This window comes from Streptomyces mirabilis, assembly GCF_018310535.1.
In the GTDB taxonomy this organism is placed as follows: Bacteria; Actinomycetota; Actinomycetes; order Streptomycetales; family Streptomycetaceae; genus Streptomyces.
This window is the reverse complement of the sequence record NZ_CP074102.1, coordinates 4139302-4158896: the sequence shown is the minus strand read 5'-3', so window position 1 is coordinate 4158896 and position 19595 is coordinate 4139302. Positions and strand designations below refer to the sequence as shown.

General features: G+C 70.8%; 18 protein-coding genes. 14 read left to right on the top strand and 4 right to left on the bottom strand.

Annotated features, from left to right (window positions below; genetic code table 11):
- From SMIR_RS18335 to SMIR_RS18305, 7 genes are all read left to right on the top strand, one after another.
- Positions 1-1614 (top strand): FAD-dependent monooxygenase, encoded by a 1614-nt coding sequence (locus SMIR_RS18335; protein WP_168493622.1) that lies wholly within the window; start codon positions 1-3, stop codon positions 1612-1614.
- Between the two features lie 147 nt (positions 1615-1761).
- Positions 1762-3225, top strand: coding sequence for an FAD-dependent monooxygenase (locus SMIR_RS18330; RefSeq protein WP_168501166.1), 1464 nt, complete (start codon positions 1762-1764; stop codon positions 3223-3225).
- Positions 3226-3361: 136 nt separating this feature from the next.
- Positions 3362-4261 (top strand): alpha/beta hydrolase, encoded by a 900-nt coding sequence (locus SMIR_RS18325; RefSeq protein WP_168501167.1) that lies wholly within the window; start codon positions 3362-3364, stop codon positions 4259-4261.
- Between the two features lie 4 nt (positions 4262-4265).
- Positions 4266-5612 (top strand): MFS transporter, encoded by a 1347-nt coding sequence (locus tag SMIR_RS18320; protein WP_168493624.1) that lies wholly within the window; start codon positions 4266-4268, stop codon positions 5610-5612.
- Entirely contained in the window at positions 5596-5910 is a 315-nt protein-coding gene (locus SMIR_RS18315; protein WP_168493626.1) for an acyl carrier protein, read from the top strand. Before SMIR_RS18320 ends, SMIR_RS18315 begins: the two co-directional genes overlap by 17 nt.
- 45 nt (positions 5911-5955) lie before the next feature.
- Positions 5956-7524 carry an acyl-CoA carboxylase subunit beta gene (locus SMIR_RS18310; RefSeq protein ID WP_067384835.1) on the top strand — a complete coding sequence of 523 codons (1569 nt, stop codon included), beginning with the start codon at positions 5956-5958 and terminating at the stop codon, positions 7522-7524.
- A 14-nt stretch (positions 7525-7538) separates the two neighbouring features.
- Positions 7539-7811, top strand: a complete 273-nt coding sequence (locus SMIR_RS18305; RefSeq protein ID WP_101399163.1) for an acyl-CoA carboxylase subunit epsilon — start codon at positions 7539-7541, stop codon at positions 7809-7811.
- Positions 7812-7960: 149 nt separating this feature from the next.
- Here SMIR_RS18305 and SMIR_RS18300 read toward each other — a convergent pair whose 3' ends face one another.
- The 3 genes from SMIR_RS18300 to SMIR_RS18290 form a co-directional block, all read right to left on the bottom strand.
- Positions 7961-8767 carry a 4'-phosphopantetheinyl transferase family protein gene (locus SMIR_RS18300; RefSeq protein WP_248003012.1) on the bottom strand — a complete coding sequence of 269 codons (807 nt, stop codon included), beginning with the start codon at positions 8765-8767 and terminating at the stop codon, positions 7961-7963.
- Positions 8764-9717, bottom strand: a complete 954-nt coding sequence (locus SMIR_RS18295; protein ID WP_168493628.1) for an aromatase/cyclase — start codon at positions 9715-9717, stop codon at positions 8764-8766. Before SMIR_RS18295 ends, SMIR_RS18300 begins: the two co-directional genes overlap by 4 nt.
- 269 nt (positions 9718-9986) lie before the next feature.
- Entirely contained in the window at positions 9987-10682 is a 696-nt protein-coding gene (locus SMIR_RS18290) for an antibiotic biosynthesis monooxygenase family protein (protein WP_054237220.1), read from the bottom strand.
- Between the two features lie 236 nt (positions 10683-10918).
- Between SMIR_RS18290 and SMIR_RS18285 the strand changes: the two genes are divergently transcribed.
- The 3 genes from SMIR_RS18285 (at position 10919) to SMIR_RS18275 (ending at position 13320) form a co-directional block, all read left to right on the top strand.
- A complete protein-coding gene (locus SMIR_RS18285; protein ID WP_168493630.1) occupies positions 10919-11365 on the top strand; it encodes a nuclear transport factor 2 family protein in 447 nt (148 codons plus the stop codon).
- Entirely contained in the window at positions 11362-12672 is a 1311-nt protein-coding gene (locus SMIR_RS18280) for a cation:proton antiporter (RefSeq protein ID WP_168493632.1), read from the top strand. The genes SMIR_RS18285 and SMIR_RS18280 overlap by 4 nt, the downstream gene beginning before the upstream one ends.
- 123 nt (positions 12673-12795) lie before the next feature.
- Complete coding sequence (locus SMIR_RS18275) at positions 12796-13320, top strand: flavin reductase family protein (protein ID WP_235613982.1); 525 nt, start codon at positions 12796-12798, stop codon at positions 13318-13320.
- A gap of 14 nt (positions 13321-13334) precedes the next feature.
- Here the strand turns inward: SMIR_RS18275 and SMIR_RS18270 are convergent, their stop codons facing one another.
- The gene (locus SMIR_RS18270; protein WP_168493634.1) at positions 13335-13799 is read right to left on the bottom strand and encodes a winged helix-turn-helix transcriptional regulator; all 465 of its coding nucleotides are present in this window, start codon (positions 13797-13799) and stop codon (positions 13335-13337) included.
- Between the two features lie 137 nt (positions 13800-13936).
- On the opposite strand from SMIR_RS18270, the gene SMIR_RS18265 reads away from it, so the two are divergent.
- From SMIR_RS18265 to SMIR_RS18250, 4 genes are all read left to right on the top strand, one after another.
- On the top strand, positions 13937-15430 hold the full coding sequence (locus SMIR_RS18265) for an MFS transporter (RefSeq protein WP_097285471.1): 1494 nt from the start codon (positions 13937-13939) through the stop codon (positions 15428-15430).
- 47 nt (positions 15431-15477) lie between these two features.
- Positions 15478-15873 carry a pyridoxamine 5'-phosphate oxidase family protein gene (locus SMIR_RS18260; protein WP_054237224.1) on the top strand — a complete coding sequence of 132 codons (396 nt, stop codon included), beginning with the start codon at positions 15478-15480 and terminating at the stop codon, positions 15871-15873.
- A gap of 224 nt (positions 15874-16097) precedes the next feature.
- The gene (locus SMIR_RS18255) at positions 16098-17573 is read left to right on the top strand and encodes an FAD-dependent monooxygenase (RefSeq protein WP_067384760.1); all 1476 of its coding nucleotides are present in this window, start codon (positions 16098-16100) and stop codon (positions 17571-17573) included.
- Positions 17574-17670: 97 nt separating this feature from the next.
- The gene (locus tag SMIR_RS18250; RefSeq protein WP_060900219.1) at positions 17671-19371 is read left to right on the top strand and encodes an NAD(P)/FAD-dependent oxidoreductase; all 1701 of its coding nucleotides are present in this window, start codon (positions 17671-17673) and stop codon (positions 19369-19371) included.
- The last annotated feature ends 224 nt before the right edge of the window (positions 19372-19595 follow it).

Genomic DNA, 19595 nt, shown 5'->3' with positions numbered 1-19595 from the left:
ATGACGACGGACCATCAGGACACCGACACGACCATCCTGGACACCGACGTCCTCGTGGTCGGAGCGGGCCCCGCCGGGCTGATGCTCGCCACCGAGCTGAGGCTGGGCGGCGCCGAGGTGGTCGTCGTCGACCAGCGCCCCGGCCCGACCACCGAATCCCGGGCCTCCACCCTGCACGCCCGCACGATGGAGATTTTCGACTCCCGCGGGCTGCTGGACGAGCTCGGTACGCCGCCGTGCGAGCCGCGCGGTCACTTCGGCGGCGTACCGCTGGACCTGACGCTGCCCAGTTCGCACCCCGGGCAGTGGAAGGTGGCGCAGACCCGCACCGAGGAGCTGTTGCAGCGGCGGGCCGCCGCGCTGGGCGCCGATCTGCGGCGCCGGCACCAGCTGCTGTCCCTTACGGCGGAGGACGGGGTGGAGGCCGAGGCCATCGGTCCCTACGGTCCCGTCCGCATCCGGGCCCGCTACCTGGTCGGCTGCGACGGCGAGGACAGCACCGTACGGCGCCTGGTCCGGGCCCCCTTCCCGGGCCGGGACGCCGCACGCGAACTGCTGCGCGCCGACGTCTCCGGCGTCGAGGTCGCCGACCGGCGCTTCCAGCGCCTGGAGCACGGGCTCGCCATCGCCGCCACCCGCGAGGGGGTGACCCGGGTGATGGTCCACGAGTTCGGGCGGCCCGCCGCCGAACGCGGCGGCGCCGAACCGGACTTCGCGGAGGTCACCGACGTCTGGAAGCGCGTCACCGGCGAGGACATCAGCCAGGGCACCCCCCTGTGGGTCAACGCCTTCGGCGACGCCAACCGGCAGCTCGCCCGCTACCGGCACGGTCGCGTCCTGTTCGCCGGGGACGCCGCGCACCGGCAGATGCCGAGCGGCGGACAGGCCCTGAACCTGGGTGTCCAGGACGCCTTCAACCTCGGCTGGAAGCTCGCCGCCGTCGTCCGCGGCAGCGCGGGCGAGGACCTCCTCGACACCTACCACTCCGAGCGGCACACCGTGGGCCGCCAGGTCCTCGCCAACATCCGGGCCCAGGTCGAGCTGCTGCTCGGCGGCCCGGACGTCGAACCCGCCCGCGCCCTGCTCACCGAACTCGTCGCCCTGGACGGCGTGCGGCAGCACCTCGCCGGGATGATCAGCGGCCTCGGCATCCGGTACGACGTCGAGGGTGTCGAGGGTCGCGGCGCCGGGGGCGACGGGGGCGACGACTTCGGGGCCGGCGCCGCCAAGGGCGTCGGCGTCGGCCCCGAGATCCACTCCGACGAACACCCGCTGCTCGGGCGGCGGTTGCCGGACGCGTGGCTGGAGTCCGCGGAGCGTGGCGCGCGGCGCCGTACGACCGAACTGTTGCGCACCGGTCGCGGGTTGCTGCTGTCCCTGGACGGGGACGGCGCCCCGGCGCTGCGCGCGACGGCGGCCTCCTGGTCGGACCGGGTCGTCTTCGTCGCCGACCGCCCCGAGGCCGACGGCCCGCTCCCGATCGGGCAGGCCCTGCTGGTACGGCCCGACGGCTACGTGGCGTGGGCAGGTTCCGATTCCGGTTCGGCGGGTCCGGCCGGTCTGGCGCAGGCGCTGACCCGCTGGTTCGGCGCCCCGGCCGCCGACGACGACTGAGAACGACCGCACGGCCCGTCACCGACGAGCACAGGCACAGCACGGACCAGCGCACGCACAGCACACGCACAGCTGAGGCACCGCACGTCACCCACCGATGCGACGCGCGCCCGGGCGCGCGAGGAGAGGACACCCATGGACGCGCAGATGGACGCGGACGTCATCGTCGTCGGCGCCGGCCCGGCCGGGCTGATGCTGGCCGGGGAACTGCGGCTGGGCGGGGTGAGTGTCATCGTCGCCGAGCGGCTGGCGCGGCCCACCGGACAGTCGCGCGGGCTCGGGTTCACCGCCCGCGCCATGGAGTCCTTCGACCAGCGCGGTCTTGTCCCGCGCTTCGGCGGGCTGGAGAAGAGCCCGATGGGCCACTTCGGCGGGGTGCAGTTCGACTACACCGTGCTGGAGGACGCCCACTTCGGAGCCCGTGGTGTCCCCCAGTCCCAGACGGAGGCGGTCCTGGAGGAGTGGGCGCGTGAGCTCGGCGCCGACATCAGGCGGGGCTGGGAGTTCCTGGCGCTGGAGCAGGACGGGACCGGGGTCACCGTCACCGTGGCCGCGCCCGACGGCGAGCGCACGCTGCGCGCCGCGTACCTGGTGGGCGCCGACGGTGGGCACAGCCCGGTGCGCAAGGCCGCGGGCTTCGACTTCCCCGGTACGCCCGCCACCCGTGGCATGTACCTCGCGGATGTCGTCGGCTGCGAGATCCCGCCGCGTTTCCTGGGCGAGCGGCTGCCCGGCGGCATGGTGATGGCCGCCCCGCTGAAGGAGGGCGTGGACCGGATCATCGTGTGCGAGCACGGCACCCCGCCGGCCGACCGCAGTGAGACCCCGGAGTTCGCCGAAGTGGCGGCGGCCTGGGAGCGGTTGACGGGTGAGGACATCTCCGGCGGCGGCGCGGACTGGGTCAGCTCCTTCACGGATGCCACCCGCCAGGTCACCGAGTACCGGCGCGGGCGGGTGCTGCTCGTCGGCGACGCCGCGCACATCCACCTGCCGGCCGGCGGACAGGGACTGAGCACCGGTGTCCAGGACGCGGTCAACCTCGGCTGGAAGCTCGCGGCGACCGTCCAGGACCGGGCCCCCGAGGGACTGCTCGACACCTACCACGACGAGCGTCACGCGGTCGGCGCGCGGCTGCTGATGAACACCAAGGCACAGGGCACGGTCTTTCTCGGCGGCCCCGAGTCCCAGCCGCTGCGCGCTCTGTTCGCCGAGCTCATCGGCCTCGACACGGTCAAGCGGCACCTCGCCGGGGTGGTCAGCCACCTCGACGTCCGCTACGACCTCGGGGACGCCGGAGACTCGCTGGTCGGGCGCCGGTTGCCGCCGCGGGCGCTGAACACCGCCGCCGGCGAGGTCCGTACACCGGAACTTCTCCACGCCGCCCAGGGCGTGCTGCTCGACCTCGCCGACGACTCCGTGCTGCGCGAGGCGGCCGCTCGCTGGAAGGACCGCGTCACCGTTGTCACCGGTACCCCGCAGGACCCGGCCGCGTTCGGCGGCGCCGCCGCGGTGCTGGTCCGCCCCGACGGCTATGTGGCCTGGGCGGACACCGGCTCGGCGGAGCTGTGCGCGACGCTGCACCGCTGGTTCGGCGCGCCCGAAGCCCGCTGAGAACCACCACCGGCATCCGTTCCGCACGAGAGCACGAACACGAGAGCACGAACACGAGAGCACGAACACGAGAGGAAGTACCCCAGTGAGCGTTCCCACGGTCGAGACCATCCCCTCGTCCGTAACCGGTTCGGCCATGCCCTCGATGTCCCCGGGTGTGCGCCCCGTCGCCCTGGCGGCCGGTGACGTCACGCTCTCCGCGCTGATCGCCCAACCGTCCGGGCCACCGCGGGCCACGGTCGTCGCGGTGCACGGGGGAGGAATGAGCGCCGGGTACTTCGACGGGCAGGCCCACCCCGACGTCTCCCTGCTCGCCCTCGGCGCCCGGCTCGGCTACACCATGGTCGCCGTCGACCGGCCCGGTTACGGGCTGTCCGCCGCGGATGCCCCGAGCGGTCAGAGCCTGGCCGAGCAGTCCGCTGCGCTGCACGCGGCGTTGCGGCACCTGGCCGGGCGCGCCGAGACGGGCGCCGGGGTGTTCCTGCTCGCGCACTCCTTCGGCGGCAAGCTCGCCCTGACGTACGCCGCCTGCCAGGCCGGCGATCCGGATCCGGCCGTACCGCCGCTGCTCGGGCTCGACATCTCCGGGCTCGGCCGGGACTATGCGGTCGACCACCCGGCGGGCGGCCCCGACCCGCACCAGCACCGGCACTGGAAGCGGAACTGGGGTGCCCTGCGCTTCTACCCGCCGAACACCTTCCGCGAGGCGGAGGCCCTGGTCGCCCCGATGCCCCCGCGCGAGCAGGCCGAGGCACTCCAGTGGCCGCGACGGTTCCCGGTCGCGGCGGCGGCCGTGCAGGTTCCGGTGCGGCTGACGTTCGCCGAGCAGGAACTGTGGTGGCACCACGACGAGGACACCGTCGCCGACCTCGCCGCGCACTTCGCCTCGGCGCCGTCCGCCGCCGTCGACCGTCAGCCCGGCGCCGGGCACAACATCAGCCTCGGCTGGGCCGCCCGCACCTACCACCTGCGCGCGTTCGCGTTCTTCGAAGAATGCCTCGCGCGCCGGTCCGCGGGCGCGTCCGTGACCCCTTGATGCCATGACGACCACACGGCCCGAGGCCAGGGACACCGCGAAGAGGGGCAGGAGGGCGGCGGGCGGCGGCAGCCGTCGTACGCCCTTCCGGTCCCTGGCCGTGCGCAACTTCCGGCTCTTCGCGGCCGGCCAGGTCGTCTCGGTCGCGGGCACCTGGATGATGGTCACCGCCCAGGACTGGCTGGTGCTCTCCCTGACGGGGGACTCCGGCACGGCCCTGGGCACCGTGACCGCGCTCCAGTTCACCCCACTGCTGCTGTTCACGCTGTACGGCGGCCGGCTCGCCGACCGCCACGACAAGCGGCTGCTGCTCACCGGTGCCAACCTCGTCTCCGGCGCCCTCGCGCTGGCACTCGCCGTGCTCGTCCTGGCGGGCTCCGCCCAGCTGTGGCAGCTGTATCTGTTCGCGCTGGGCCTCGGCACCGTCAACGCGGTCGAGGTGCCCACCCGGATGGCGTTCGTCAGCGAGATGGTCGGCCCCGAGCTGCTGCCCAACGCCTCTGCGCTCAGCGCCGCCTACTTCAACACCGCCCGCGTGGTGGGTCCCGCCCTCGCCGGACTGCTGATCAGCGAGGTCGGCGCGGGGACGGCCATGCTGCTCAACGCGGCCAGCTATCTCGCCACGGTGACCGGGCTGCGGCTGATGCGCCCGGGGGAACTCCTGCGCACGGCTCCGCCGGATCGCGGAGTCAAGGTGGTCGACGGGCTGCGGTACGTGCGCGGGCGCCCCGACCTGTTCGTGCCGCTGGCGCTGGTCGCCGTGGTCGGCCTGTTCGGCTTCAACTTCCAGCTCACCCTGCCGCTGCTCGCCAAGACCGTCTTCCACTCGGGTGCGACCGCGTTCGGACTGCTGACCACGGCGTTCGCCGCCGGTTCGCTGCTCGCCGCGTTCGCCACCACCGCGCGCAGCGCCCGCCCGGCCGCCCTGACCGTCACCGCCTCCGCACTGGCCTTCGGGCTCCTCGAGACGGCGGCAGGCTGGTCGCCCACCTACGTGTGGGCGGCCGTGCTGCTGTTTCCGACCGGCTTCGCCACCCTCTACTTCGCCCAGGCCGCCAACCACCGCATCCAGTTGGGCAGCGACGCCGCCTACCGCGGCCGGGTGATGGCGCTCTACACGCTCATCCTGCAAGGACTCACCCCACTCGGCGCCCTCCTCGTGGGCTGGCTCACCGTCCGTCACGGTGCGCGCTCCGGCCTGTACGTGGGAGGGCTCGCCTCGTCGGCGGCGGCGCTCGCGGTGCTGCTCGCGGGGCGGACACGTCGATTCCCTCCCAGCCACCGGCCGGAACCGGCACTCCTCGGGCCCGGCCCTCTCCCTGAAAGGCAGCCCCATGAGTCCCCTGAGTGACAACACCCCGTGCAGTTGGCTCGACCGGCTCCCGGATCCGGTCCAGCTGCGCGCCATGACCCCCGACGCGCGTGCCCGCACCATCGGCCACTGTCTGCGCCTCGAACTGCACCACCTGCTCGCGGTCCCGCCGGGGCACCGGCTCTCGCCCGGTCTGCCGCTGCGCGGCCAGGGCCTGGACACGCTCGACGCCCTGCACCTGGGGCGCCGGATCCGGCGCGCCCTCGACGCCGAGGTGCCCGCCGAGGTGCTGCGGGAGAGCACCGTCGGCGAGCTGACCGCGTTGCTCGCCCGCTGACCGAACCGTCTTTCCTCTTGATCCACTTGAATGGGAGATCCGTACATGGAGCCCGCGATACCCATCGAACTGGGCGGCCGGCTGATGGAGCTGGCCGAACGCAAGGACATCGCCCGTGCCGGGCAGGACCCGAAGGCGACCGAACGACAGCACGCCAAGGGCAAGCTGACCGCTCACGAGCGCATCGAACTACTGCTGGACAAGGGCAGTTTCCAGGAGGTCGAACCGCTGCGCCGGCACCGGGCGACCGGCTTCGGTCTGGAGGCGAAGAAGCCCTACGGCGACGGTGTGATCACCGGCTGGGGCACGGTCGAGGGCCGTACGGTCTTCGTCTACGCCCATGACTTCCGTGTCTTCGGCGGCGCGCTGGGCGAGGCCCACGCCTGCAAGATCCACAAAATCATGGACATGGCCATCGCCGCCGGGGCGCCGCTGGTGTCCCTCAACGACGGTGCGGGCGCCCGCATTCAGGAGGGTGTCTCCGCGCTCGCCGGGTACGGCGGCATCTTCCAGCGCAACACCCGGGCCTCCGGTGTCATCCCGCAGATCAGCGTGATGCTCGGCCCGTGCGCGGGCGGCGCGGCGTACTCGCCCGCCCTGACCGACTTCATCTTCGCCGTCCGGGACATCTCGCAGATGTTCATCACCGGGCCCGACGTGGTCCGCGCGGTCACCGGCGAGGAGATCAGCCAGAACGGGCTCGGCGGCGCGGACGTGCACGGCGCTGTCTCCGGAGTGGCGCACTTCGTCCACGACGACGAGGAGAGCTGCCTCGCCGAGGTGCGCTATCTGCTGTCGCTGCTGCCGTCCAACAACCGCGAGCTGCCGCCCCGGCACGTCAGCGGTGACCCGGGCGACCGGTCCGGGGACGTGCTGCTCGACCTGGTGCCGCACGACGGCAACCGCTCGTACGACATGCGCGGGGTCGTCGAGGAACTCGTCGACGACGGCGACTACGTGGAGGTGCACGCGGGCTGGGCGCCGAACATCGTCTGCGCCCTGGCCCGGATCGACGGCCACACCGTCGGCATCGTCGCCAACCAGCCGGCCGCCATGGCGGGTGTCCTGGACATCAAGGCGAGCGAGAAGGCCGCGCGGTTCGTGCAGTTCTGCGACTCCTTCAACATCCCGCTGGTCACGCTGGTCGACGTGCCCGGCTTCCTGCCGGGCGTGGACCAGGAGCACGAGGGCATCATCCGGCGCGGCGCCAAGCTGTTGTACGCGTACTGCAACGCGACCGTGCCGCGGGTCTCGGTGGTGCTGCGCAAGGCGTACGGCGGCGCGTACATCGTGATGGACTCCCGCTCCATCGGCGCCGACATCGCGCTGGCCTGGCCGACCAACGAGATCGCGGTCATGGGGGCCGAGGGGGCCGCCAACGTGGTCTTCCGGCGGGAGATCGCGGCCGCGGACGATCCCGACGCGATGCGTCAAGAGAAAATCGACCAGTACAAGGAGGAGCTGGTCCACCCTTACTACGCCGCCGAACGCGGGCTGGTCGACGACGTCATCGACCCGCGCGAGACCCGGGCGGTCCTGGCCCGTTCGCTCGCCATGCTCGCGGCCAAGCACGCCGAGCTGCCGCGCCGCAAGCACGGCAACCCGCCTCAGTGAGCAGGGAGGAAACCATGAGCATCCAGCGCCCCGCCCTTGTCCCCGTTCCCGATCCCGCCCCCGATCCCGTCCTCGAACCCGCGGCCGGTCCGCTTTTCCGGATCGAGCGCGGCTGCCCCTCCCCGGAGGAGCTGGCCGCGCTGACCGCGGTACTGATGGCCGTCACGGCGGGCCCCGGCGTCGCACCCGACGACACGGCCCGCAAGCACCAGGTCGTCGCCCTGTGGCGCCGCCCCGAACGCGTCACCGGCTTCGACGGCCCCCGCACCTGGCGGGCGGCGGCCTGATCCCCCCGGGGTGGAACAGGGCGAAGGGGCCGGAGAGTTCACAGGAACTCTCCGGCCCCTTGGTCGTGCCCCTTCAGGGGCGCGGGGAACTGCGCGACCAGCCCAGGACACCCCGCGCCCTGAGGCCGATCCGCAGTCCCCCCATTTCCTCAGCGCTCCAGATCCCCGTGCTGCGCGGGATCCCGCAGCATGGAACGCAACCCCGGTTCCATCTCCACAAGACGCTCCACCGCGTCCGGGGCGTACAGATAGGCGGTGGGCACGGCGCGAATGGCGACGGGCCGATCTCCCGCCCCGGCCAGCGCCACCGCCGCGATGTGGGTGGAACACAGGGGCAGGTTGCCCACCACCCAACCCGTCGGCCGCTCGGCCAGCCCGGCCTCACCCAGGTAGTCGAGGTCGGCTCCCCGGGTCAGCCCGGTGCCCAGCCCCTTCAGATACGCCTCCTTCCGTGTCCACAGGCGGCCGAAGGCCATGGTCCGTTCGTGCTCGGGAATCTTCCCGAGCTCCTCCCGCTCGGCCGGATGCAGCGCCGGCAGACACGCCTCGGCGGTCTGGGGCGACGGCAGCCGCTGGACGTCGGCGCCCACCCGTGACTCGGCCACCACCACGATCGCCAGGCCGTGGCTGTGCGAGAGCGAGAACTGGGGGGCGCCGCCGGGCACGCCGAGCACCACGGGCCGGCCGTGGCGTTCACCGTTGCCTTTGTACCGCTCGCCGGCGAGGTTGAGCCGGCTCGGTTCGATGCCGGTGTAACCGGCGAGGACCCGGCGCAGTCCCACGTGCGCCGCGGCGTACATCTGGCGGTCGTCGGGTCGCCGATAGGAGTCGGCCCGACCTCTCTCGTACGCGACGAGCTCGTCGTACGGGACGTCACGCGGCGAGTCGGGCGGCGGCAGCAGCCACACGTCCAACTCCCCTCGCGCTACGGCGAGCCGGCGCACCGTCGGGGTCAACGGCGGTCCTCCGCGTGAGCCTTGGCGTGGGTGAGGGTGGCCCGGCTGTTGGTGGACAGGGCGGTGTGGACGTACTCGCGGGCGTCGGCGACGGTGGCCCCGCAGCCGAGGATGCTCTCGATGTTGTCCGTGTTGAGGGTGACCGTGTGCTGGGAGGTTGCCGCGACGCCCTGGTCGGTGTCCTGGAAGGTCCAGTGACCGGTGTGCAGGGTCATCAGGGCGGGCAGGGTGACCTGCTTGTACGCGATGTGCTGGTGGGGGAAGGTCACCCGGTAGGACTTGGTGGTGTGGACGGAGCCGTCCTTGGCCCGGGTGTCCATCTCCAGGGTCTGGAGCCCCACCGTGTCCTCTTCCAGACGGACCGTGGCGACGTGCGGCAGACGCTCCGACCACAGGTTCGCCTCGTTGATGAAGGCGAACACGTCCTTGGCGGACCCGTCGACGTGGACGGTGTCCTCGAACGAGAACGTCAACTCGGCGTCGGCGTATTCGCGTTCCGCGTTCTCCTTCAGCGCCGCGAGTTCCGCGACGGCGCTGCGGTCGATCTCGGCGCCGATCCGGTCCAGGGCCCCGGGGTCGTCGTCGGCGGCCCGGAACTCGTGCAGCAGCCGTACTCGGGACGCGTTCTCTCCGAGCGGTTCGACCAGCCAGGCGCCGCCGAGGCCGGCGACGGGGGCCGTGGTGACCAGGTGCTGGAAGTTGACCCGCAGCTTGGCGGGTTCGACGATCCGGCGCAGCGGACGGCAGCGAGGTTCGCCCGCCGCGGTCGGTGCGCTCTCCCAGATCGTCAGCCGCTCCTCGCCCTCGGGAGCCTCCTCGTACTCGACGTGGATGACCGAGGGGAAGATCCGCGGCCAGTTCCCCACCTCGGCGATCAGCCGGTGGACGGTGTCCGCCGGGACCGCGATGGTGATCTCGTGCGCGACTTGGCGCATGCCCGGGTGTTCCATGCGTGCTGTCTCCTCGTCCTGGTGTGGCGCGCGGGGGGCGGGACGGGAACGGGAACGTGACGGACAGAAAAGCCGCTGCCGGGTGGGGGATTCCCGGCAGCGGCCAGCCAGTGGGGATGGGAACGCGCCCGTGCGTCCGCGTCCGTGCGCGATCTGTCAAACGTGCTTCTGTCGGGCGTGCCTCTGCTGAGGGTGTTTCACGTGAAACAACGTGCAGACCCGGTGACGGGCCGGCCGCCGCCCGACCGGTCGGCCCGCCACCGGGTGGCTCACTCGCCCGCGGAGCGGGTGTGGACGACCTGGTAGGTGTTCTCGTCCTGCCAGGTCTGGAGCGCGGCGACGCGGGCGTCGACCTTCTGGCGCTCCGGGGAGCGCTCGCCCTGGGGCACGGAGCGGAAGGCGTCGTACGCCTCCTTGCTGTCCCACTGGGAGTAGACGACGACGAACTTGCCCTCGATGCCACGGGCACGCAGGCCGCGCAGCACCGTGTGGGTGCGGTAGCCGGGGACGTCGACCAGCCACGTCTGGGACTCGCCCAGGGCGTCGATCAGGTCCTCCTGGTTCTCCGGCAGCACGCCGAACAGCTCGATGGCCGTGTAGTCGTCGCGGGACGGGGAGATCTCGGTCACGCCGCCCAGTTCCGGCTTCTGCTGCGTGAAGGCGATCTCGTTCTGGAGCAGACGGATCGAGGTGGTGATCTCACCGAAGAGCGGGAGGGTGCGGTGCTTGAACTCCTCACCGGCGTAACGGCTCTCCAGGTCCTCGGTGCTGCGCCACTGGATGAAGTTGGCCGTTCCCGGCTTGTCCTGCCCGGCGTGGACCGTGCTGGATATCCAGCCCTCGTAGGCCGCCGTGTCGACGATCTGGCGCATCGCGGCGAGCAGCTTGACCTGCTTCTCGGCGGCGTCGGTCGAGAACAGGTTGAGAACGGTCAGGTGCTGACCATCGGCTGCGATCTTCGGCATTCTCTCGTCTCTTCCGTTCGAGGAAATGGGAGTGCGAATGAAGGTGCGGGTAGAGCTACGAATGGAGCTACGAATGCAGCATGGCAAGAAGATCTGCCCATGTGAAAGGGTCGGCACTTCAGGATTGGCGGCGCTTTTGTCAATTGTTTGAGTGCGGTGTCAGATCTTTCTCAACTTCGTCAGGGCTGTGAAAAGCGGCCTTGGTTGCCGATTGGCGCGGGCGCCATGCTCGGGTAATGCAGCCAGGCCCGGAAGTATTAGAGATATCCACTCTCCTTGACCGGTACCTCATCGGTCTCGACGACGACGAACTCGACGACGCGTGGGCGCGGGGGCTCTTCACGAAGGACGCCCTGGTCGAGTTCCCCATGAGCCGGCACGAGGGCCTCGACGGACTCGCCGGCTACCACCGTGACGCGCTGGCGGCCTTCGCCGCCACCCAGCACCTCGGTTCGCCCGCGGTCGTCGACCTCGACGACGCCGGTGAGCGGGCCGTGCTGCGCGCCAACCTCGTCTCGACGCATGCGCACCACCCCGGTGCGGCGGACGAGCCCCTGTTCCAGGTCGGCACCCTCGCGACCGGCGAAGCCCGCCGCGCCGCGGAGGGCTGGCGGCTCTCCTCCCTGACCTTCCGCGTGCTGTGGACCCGCGGCACCCCGCCCCGACCCCGGGAGCCCCAATGACGACGCTGGCGGCGGCCAGTCCCCAGGACATGAAACTCGCGATCATGCTTGCCGACATCGGCGTGGTGCTCGTGGCCGGCGCCGCACTCGGCCGGCTCGCGCAGAAGCTGCGTCAGCCGATGGTGGTCGGCGAGATCACCGCGGGCATCCTGCTCGGCCCGAGCGTCCTCGGCCTGCTGCCGGGGAACCTCACCGAGCGCCTCTTCCCCGCCGACGTAAGGCCGTTGCTGTCCGCGGTCTCCCAGGTCGGTCTGATCCTGTTCATGTTCGTGGTCGGCTGGGAGTTCGAGAAGCGCCTGATCAGGCCGCACGCCCGGCTCGCCGCGGGCGTCTCGCTCTCGTCGATCGCGATGGCTTTCGGCCTGGGTGTGGCGCTGGCCCCCTTCCTTTACCACGAGCACTCCACGGTGGCCGGACACCACATCTCCTTCGTCGCGTTCGCCACCTTCATCGGCACCGCGATGTCGGTGACCGCCTTCCCCGTGCTGGCGCGGATCCTCACCGAGAACAAGCTCCTGGACACCCGGGCCGGTTCGCTCTCGCTGGCCAGCGCCGCCATCGACGACCTGCTCGCCTGGTGCCTGCTGGCCTATGTCTCGGCCCTGGTCACGGCGAACGGGAACTACTCCGACCTCGCCCGCATCGGCCTCTACAGCGCGCTCTACGTGGCCGGGATGCTGCTGGTCGTACGGCCGCTGGTGGCCCGGCTGGTGTGGCGCTGGGCGGCCACCGAGCGCTGGTCGGCGCTGCTCGCGGTGCTGTGCGCGGGCGCCCTGACCTCAGCCTGGCTGACCACCTGGATCGGCATCCACGCCATCTTCGGGGCCTTCCTGTTCGGGTTCGTGATGCCCCGTGAGCCCGCCATGGTTCTCGCGGAGCATCTGCGCAAGCCCATGGACCACGTCAGCGTCGTGCTGCTCCCGGTCTTCTTCATCGTCACCGGGCTCGGCGTGGACCTCGGTTCGCTCACCGCCGGTGACGTCGTCGCGCTCGTCGCGATCATCGTCGTGGCCTGCACCGGCAAGCTGGTCGGCGCCATCCTTCCGGCGCGGCTGGCCGGGTTCTCCTGGCGTGAGTCGAAGGACCTGGGGCTGCTGATGAACACCCGGGGTCTGACCGAACTCATCATCCTCAACGCCGCCGTCAGCCTGGGCGTGCTCGACACCCGCATGTTCACGATGCTCGTGATCATGGCGCTCGTCACGACGGCGATGGCGGGTCCGCTGCTGTCCAGGCGCCGCCCGGTGCCGGCCGTCGTGCCCGAGCCGTCCGAGCCGTCCGAGGCGCCGGCTTCGCGCGCCGCCTGATCAGGAACGCCCCAGGCACCCCCCGTAACCCCGAACCCGGTACCCCCGAACCCCGACCCGGTACCCCCTAACTCCGTAACCGCGTAACTCCGTAACCCCGTATCCGAGAACGAGAGGGCTGTCGTGATCCCCGTTTCGCAAGCCATCCCCGAGCAGCTCGGTCCGGTCGACGGCCGCGCGCTGCGCACCGTGTGCGGACACTTCGCCACCGGTGTCACGGTCATCACCTCGGGCAGCGGCGACAACGCCACGGGCGCCACGGTGAACTCCTTCACCTCGGTCTCCCTGGACCCGGCGCTGGTGCTCATCTGCCTGCACGACGACTCCCGGCTGCTTCCCGTGGTCCAGGAGTCCGGCGGCTTCGTCGTGAACTTCCTGACGCAGCGGCAGGAGCCCGTGGCCTGGGCGTTCGCCGGTCGGCGGACCGCCCGGATCGAGGAGGTGCCGCACCACAGGTCCGTCCTCGACCTGCCGGTGCTCAGCGAGGCGCTCGCGCATCTGGAGTGCCGGCTGGTCACCGAGTACGACGGCGGTGACCACACCATCCTGCTGGGCGAGGTCGTCGGTCTGCGCGCGCCCTCCGAGGCCGAACAGGAGGACCCGCTGATCTTCTTCCAGGGCTCCATGCGGACACCGGCATGGAGCTAGTGGATCCACCCGGCTCAGTGGTGGCGGCTCGGACCCTGCTCCTCCGCCTCGTCGAACTGCTGCCGCGCCTGCTCCACCAGCGGCAGATGGTCGGTCGACCAGTCGAAGAGCGAGGCGAACAGCGGGGCCAGGGTCCGTCCCAGGTCGCTGATCTCGTACTCCACCCGGGGCGGCACCTCCGGGTAGTACGTGCGGATCACCAGTCCGTCGCGCTCCAGCTGACGCAGCCGCTGCGTCAGCACCTTCGGCGTGATGGTGCCGATGTTGCGGTGCAGCTCCACGAAGCGCTGGGTGCCGAACGCGTTGAGCGTCCACAGGATCGGCGTGGTCCAACGGCTGAACACGATGTCGAGGACCGGGGCGATCGGGCACCTCTGCGGGGAGCCGACGCCGGCCGCGTGCGCGGCTTCGGGGCCGGCCACGGAGGGCGTACCGCCCTTTGCGGACCGGGTGTCGCTCGTGGGCGTCGTGCTCGTCATACCGACCATCACCTTCCGGGAAGTCACTTTCCTCTAGGTACCTACTTTACCCAGGATGCTAGCTTCCAAGAAGCCAGCAAAGCCAGTACCTCCCTGTACGTCCCCGTCCGAGAATCCTCATGCTCCTAGGGAGTGACATGTCCATCCAAGAGTCCACCCACAGCCCCGCCAAGGCGGCGGGCGAGTCCGGGCCGGCTCGCCGCCCCGGCCTCATCCTGGCCTTCCTCTGCCTGGCCGGCTTCATGACCTTCCTCGACGTGTCGATCGTGAACGTCGCCCTGCCGACCATCGAGGACGAGCTCAACATCTCCACCACCGCTCTCCAGTACGTGGTCACCACCTACGGCATGCTCCTCGGCGGCTTCCTGCTGCTGACCGGCCGGCTCGCCGACACCCTCGGCCGCCGCCGGATGCTGCAGACCGGCCTGCTCCTGTTCGCCGGTTCCTCGCTGCTCGCCGGGGTCTCGCAGAACGCCGCGATGCTGATCGGCGCCCGCGGTGCCCAGGGCCTGGGGGCCGCGTTCATCGCCACCGCCGCGCTCAGCCTGCTGACCAACAACTTCGAAGAGGGACCGGCCCGCAACAAGGCGCTCGGTGCCTGGGGCGCGCTCAGCGGTCTCGCCGCCGTCGCCGGCGTCACCCTCGGCGGTCTGCTCACCGACGGGCCCGGCTGGCGCTGGATCTTCTTCATCAACGTTCCGATCGGCGTCATCGGCGCCCTGGTCGCCCCGATGGTCGTCGGCGAGAGCCGCTCCGCCCAGCGCAGCAAGTCCTTCGACGTCGCCGGTGCGGTCACCCTCACCGCCGGCCTGGTCCTGCTGATCTTCACCCTCGGCCAGACCGTCTCCGACTCCAATGTCCCGACCGGCCGGGTCATCGGCGGGTTCATCCTCTCCGCGATCCTGCTCGTCTCCTTCATCGTCATCGAGCGCCGCGCCAAGGAGCCGCTGATGCCGCTCGGCATCTTCCGCCGCCCCTCGCTGCGCGCCGCCAACGGCATCGCCATCCTGCTGCTCGGCACCTGCGTCACCCTGTTCTTCTTCGCGAGCCTCTTCATGCAGCAGGTCCTGGACTACTCCGCCGTCAAGACCGGCTTCGCGTACGTGCCGCTCGCGGTGCTCACCGCCGTCGGCGCCGGCGTCGCCTCCCAGGTCGTCACCAAGGTCGCCGCCAAGCCCGTCCTGCTGGTCGGCCTCGCGCTCGCCGCGACCGGCATGATGCTGCTGTGGCGTGCCCCGTCCGACGCCTCCTACCTGACGGACGTGCTGCCCGCCTTCGTCCTGATGGGCCTCGGCCTCGGAATGTCCTTCGTCCCGCTGCAGGTCTCCGCGTTCGCGGGGATCGAGGAGCGCGAGTCGGGTCTGGCCGCCGGTCTCATCAACACCGCCCAGGAAGTCGGCGGCGCGCTCGGCCTCGCGGTCGCGGCGACCTACGCCTTCCGCCGGGTCGACGAGCTGACGGCCAAGGCCCACGGTGTTCCCGCCCTGGTCCAGGAGGCCCGTACGACCGTCTTCCACGACGCGTTCCTCGTGGGCGCCTGCTTCGCCGCCGCCGCCTTCGTGGTGACCCTGGTGCTGCTGCCGTTCACCAAGTCCTCCGAGCAGTCCGCGGCCGTCCCCGCGCACGCCTGACGGAAGACCAGAGACCGAAGTCGGACGACGGAAGAACGGACCCGGCCATGTCCAAGCCCCTGCCCCTGTCCGCCGCGGCGGAGGAGTTCCTCGCCGAGAACGCCCTGTGCACCCTCACCACCCTTCGCCCGGACGGCACGCCGCACGTCGCGCCCGTACGGTTCACCTGGGACGGTGAGGCGGGCCTGGCCCGGGTGATGACCACGGTGCACCGCCGCAAGTCCCGCAACCTGTTAGCCAGGGCCGGTGGCCGGGCCGCCGTGTGCCAGCTGGTCGGCCCCCGCTGGATCACCCTGGAGGGCCCGGCCACCGTCTCCACCGACCCGCCCCGGGTGGTGGAGGGGATGCGCCGCTACGCCAAGCGGTACTGGTCCCAGCCGCCGCAGCCCCCGGGCCTCGCGGTCATCGAGATCGCGGTCGACCGCGTGATGGGCCTGTACTGAACGGGCTGTACCGAACTCCCGGGGCACATACGGGGCGAGAGGGTGCCGGAAGACACTTCCGGCACCCTCTCGCATGCTCCGCCTGTAGTTGGCCCCCCGTACCCCCCAGTAGCTGCAAGGCCTCTGACGAACTTGTCAGAACTTGTCAGAGTTCTGTATCGACGGCCATTCAGCTTCCCGGGAGCCCTCGGAATACTGGAGAAAACGCCAGCGGGAGAGGGAATATGGACGCCTTCAATGCCGATGTGATCGTTGCCGGAGCGGGACCCTCGGGCCTCATGCTCGCGGGAGAACTGCGCCTCTCGGGTCTCTCGGTCATCGTGCTCGACCGGCTGGAACAGCCGATGCAGCAGTCCCGTGCGCTGGGATTCTCCGCCCGTACGATCGAGGAATTCGGCCAGCGTGGACTTCTCGAGGATTTCGGTCCGCTGGAGACCATACCCGGCGGCCATTTCGGTGGACTCCCCATCGACTACCGCATTGTCGAGGGCGGCAATTTCGGTGTCCGCGGTGTTCCGCAGTCGCGCACCGAGGCCATCATCAACAAGTGGGCCGTGGGTCTGGGCGCCGACGTCCGCCGGGGCCATGAGGTCATCGGCCTGACGCAGGACGAGAACGGGGTCCAGGTCGAGGTCGCGGGCCCGGAGGGCGTCGAGACGCTGCGCGCCGCGTACGTCGTCGGCTGTGACGGCGCCCGCTCCACCGTCCGCCACCTGGCCGGGATCGACTTCCCCGGCGTCAGCGCCACCATCGAGATGAAGATGGCGGACGTCGCCGGAGTCCAGCTGCGGCTGCGCCCCACCGGTGAGGTCGGCGAGGCCGGCATGGTCGTGGTCCTGCCGCTCGGCCCGGGCGCCACCCGCGTGGTGGTCTTCGAGCGCGGCGCCGGTGTCCGCCCCACCCAGGAGCCGCCCACCTTCGAGGAGGTGGCCGCCGCCTTCCAGCGGGTGACCGGCGAGGACATCAGCGGTGCCAAGCAGCTGTGGACCAGCTACTTCACCGACGCCAGCCGGCACGCGGCCGAGTACCGCAAGGGCCGGGTCTTCCTCGCGGGCGACGCCGCCCACATCCACCTGCCGATCGGCGCCCAGGGCATCAGCGCGGGAGTCGGCGACGTGGTCAACCTCGGCTGGAAGCTCGCCGCCGCCGTCAAGGGGCACGCCCCGGAGGGCCTGCTCGACACCTACCACTCCGAGCGCCACCCGGTCGGCGCCCGCATCGTCTACAACACCCTGGTCCAGCGCACCCTCTACCTCGGCGGTCCCGAGGCTCAGCCGCTGCGCGACCTGTTCGCCGAACTGGTCCAGATCGAGGACGTACGACGTCACCTCGTCGGCCTGGTCACCGGCCTGGACATCACCTACGGCGCCGTCGAGGGCGGCCACCCGCTGCTCGGCCGCCGGCTTCCCGACCAGGAACTGCTGGTCGGCGACGAGAAGACCACCACGTACGAGCTGCTGCACCAGGGCCGCCCGGTCCTCCTCGACCTGCACGACAACGCGGCGCTGCGCGAGGCCGTGGCCGCCTGGTCCGACCGTGTCGACGTCGTCACCGCCACCCGGCCCGACGCCGCGGCCCCGGCCGCCGACCTCCTCGTACGCCCCGACGGCTACATCGCCTGGGTCGGCGCCGACGGTTCCACGGACGGCCTGACCGACGCGCTCGCCCAGTGGTTCGGCGAGCCCGGCACCGCCGCCTGAACCCCCCGGTCGCCCCGACCTGTTGATCCGAATCCCCCCAGTAGGACGCGCGCCACCCATCCGACCCGTCCGTGAAACGAGAAAGAGGAGTGCGGTCTTGCCCACCAAGGCTGAGGAAGCGAAGAAGGCCGACAAGGCCGCCGAGTGGACCGAATGCGACGTCGCCATCCTGGGGTCGGGCCTCGCGGGCTCGATCATGGGAGCGATCCTGGCCCGTCAGGGCGCGAACGTGGTGCTCATCGACGCCGGTCAGCACCCCCGGTTCGCCGTCGGCGAGTCCCAGAACCCGCAGCTCGTCGAGTGGCTGCACATTCTGGCCGTGCGCTACGACGTCCCCGAGATCAAGCACATGCTGGACGTGAAGGCGGTGACCGAGCACATCGGTCCGACGCACGGCCGCAAGCAGAGCTTCGGCTTCGTCACGCACCGGCCGAACCGCGAGCCGGACCCGCACGAGGCGACGATGTTCGTCATCCCGAAGATGCTCACCGAGGCGGTGCACCTCTTCCGCCAGGACACGGACTCGCACTACCTGAACGTCGCCGCCAAGTACGGCTGCACGCTCCGCCAGAACTGGTTCGCCACCGACCTCGACGTCGACGACGACGGCGTCACCATCACCGGCAGGAACGGCGAGGTCTTCCGGGCCAAGTACCTGATCGACGCGAGCGGTTTCCGCTCCCCGCTCGCGCAGAAGTTCGACCTGCGCGAGAACCCGCCCCGGCACAAGCACCACGCACGCTCACTGTTCACGCACTACGTCGGCATCAAGCCGTACGACGACGTGTGCAACTACCCGGAGGCGCTGCGCCCGCCCGCCGAGTCGCCCTTCCACGGCGGCACCCTGCACCACCTCATCGAGCGGGGCTGGTTCTGGATCATCCCGTTCGACAACTACAAGGACTCCAAGAACCCGGCCTGCAGCGTCGGCCTGACCTTCGACGAGCGGCTGTACCCCAAGCCGAAGGACATGACTCCGGACCAGGAGTTCAACCACTACCTCGACATGTACCCGGCGGTGAAGCGGCAGTTCGAGGGCGCCAAGCGGATCCGCGAGTGGGTCTCCACCGACCGCCTCCAGTACTCCTCCAAGCGCACCATCGGGGCCCGCTGGTGCCTGATGTCGCACGCGGCCGGTTTCATCGACCCGCTGTACTCGCGCGGTCTGTCCAACACCTTCGAGGTCGTCGACGCCCTCGCCTACCGGATCCTGGACGCCCTGCGCGAGAACGACTTCACCGAGGAGCGCTTCGAGTACGTGGAGCGCCTGGAGCAGGGTCTCCTGGAGTACAACGACAAGATCGTCAACAGCTCGTACATCGCCTTCAGCCACTTCCGGCTGTGGAACGCGGTGTTCCGGGTGTGGGCCTGCTTCACCACGCCGGCCACCATGCGTCAGATCATGGCGCGCCAGAACTTCCAGCTCGACGGTGACGACCGGCACTTCAAGGAGATGGAGAAGGCGCCCTACACCGGCCTGTGGTGGCCGGACAGCCACGCCTTCAAGGTCCTCTTCGACACCACCGCCGAGACCTGCGAGCGGTACGAGGCGGGCGAGATCGACGGTGACAAGGCCGCGGACATCGTCTTCGAGGCGATCCGCGACTGCGAGTCCGTCAACACGCCCTTCGGCTGGAAGGGCCCCGAGGACCTCCGGTTCTTCCGGGCCACCACCCCCACGATGATGAAGTTCATGTGGTGGGCCAGCACCTCCGGCCCCAAGGAGATGCGCGACCTCGGCCGCTCGATGCTGGCCGGCGTCGTCAAGCAGGGGGTGCGCGGCCGCAAGGTGTCCTGACCGCGGCCCCATCTCGAAGGCCCCACCTCGAAGGCGCGGCCTCGAAGGCCCCGCCTCCCGGGCCCGCCTTCACAGAGCCACTTCCCCCCCCGGATCCGGCGCCGGGCCCACCTTCCCCCCGTGGGCCCGGCGCCGGCCCCCTTGCTCCTCTTCCTTACGTCTCCTCCTTACGTCTCCCCCCACTGACTTCCACCTACATCCACCGTTTCCTAGAACCTTGGGAC

Bases quoted from the DNA above. Each gene is read 5' to 3' on its own strand.
- SMIR_RS18335 (WP_168493622.1), top strand. From the start codon at position 1: ATGACGACGGACCATCAGGACACCGACACGACCATCCTGGACACCGAC.
- SMIR_RS18330 (WP_168501166.1), top strand. From the start codon at position 1,762: ATGGACGCGGACGTCATCGTCGTCGGCGCCGGCCCGGCCGGGCTGATG.
- SMIR_RS18325 (WP_168501167.1), top strand. From the start codon at position 3,362: ATGCCCTCGATGTCCCCGGGTGTGCGCCCCGTCGCCCTGGCGGCCGGT.
- SMIR_RS18320 (WP_168493624.1), top strand. From the start codon at position 4,266: ATGACGACCACACGGCCCGAGGCCAGGGACACCGCGAAGAGGGGCAGG.
- SMIR_RS18315 (WP_168493626.1), top strand. From the start codon at position 5,596: ATGAGTCCCCTGAGTGACAACACCCCGTGCAGTTGGCTCGACCGGCTC.
- SMIR_RS18310 (WP_067384835.1), top strand. From the start codon at position 5,956: ATGGAGCCCGCGATACCCATCGAACTGGGCGGCCGGCTGATGGAGCTG.
- SMIR_RS18305 (WP_101399163.1), top strand. From the start codon at position 7,539: ATGAGCATCCAGCGCCCCGCCCTTGTCCCCGTTCCCGATCCCGCCCCC.
- SMIR_RS18295 (WP_168493628.1), bottom strand. From the start codon at position 9,717: ATGGAACACCCGGGCATGCGCCAAGTCGCGCACGAGATCACCATCGCG.
- SMIR_RS18290 (WP_054237220.1), bottom strand. From the start codon at position 10,682: ATGCCGAAGATCGCAGCCGATGGTCAGCACCTGACCGTTCTCAACCTG.
- SMIR_RS18285 (WP_168493630.1), top strand. From the start codon at position 10,919: ATGCAGCCAGGCCCGGAAGTATTAGAGATATCCACTCTCCTTGACCGG.
- SMIR_RS18280 (WP_168493632.1), top strand. From the start codon at position 11,362: ATGACGACGCTGGCGGCGGCCAGTCCCCAGGACATGAAACTCGCGATC.
- SMIR_RS18270 (WP_168493634.1), bottom strand. From the start codon at position 13,799: ATGACGAGCACGACGCCCACGAGCGACACCCGGTCCGCAAAGGGCGGT.
- SMIR_RS18265 (WP_097285471.1), top strand. From the start codon at position 13,937: ATGTCCATCCAAGAGTCCACCCACAGCCCCGCCAAGGCGGCGGGCGAG.
- SMIR_RS18260 (WP_054237224.1), top strand. From the start codon at position 15,478: ATGTCCAAGCCCCTGCCCCTGTCCGCCGCGGCGGAGGAGTTCCTCGCC.
- SMIR_RS18255 (WP_067384760.1), top strand. From the start codon at position 16,098: ATGGACGCCTTCAATGCCGATGTGATCGTTGCCGGAGCGGGACCCTCG.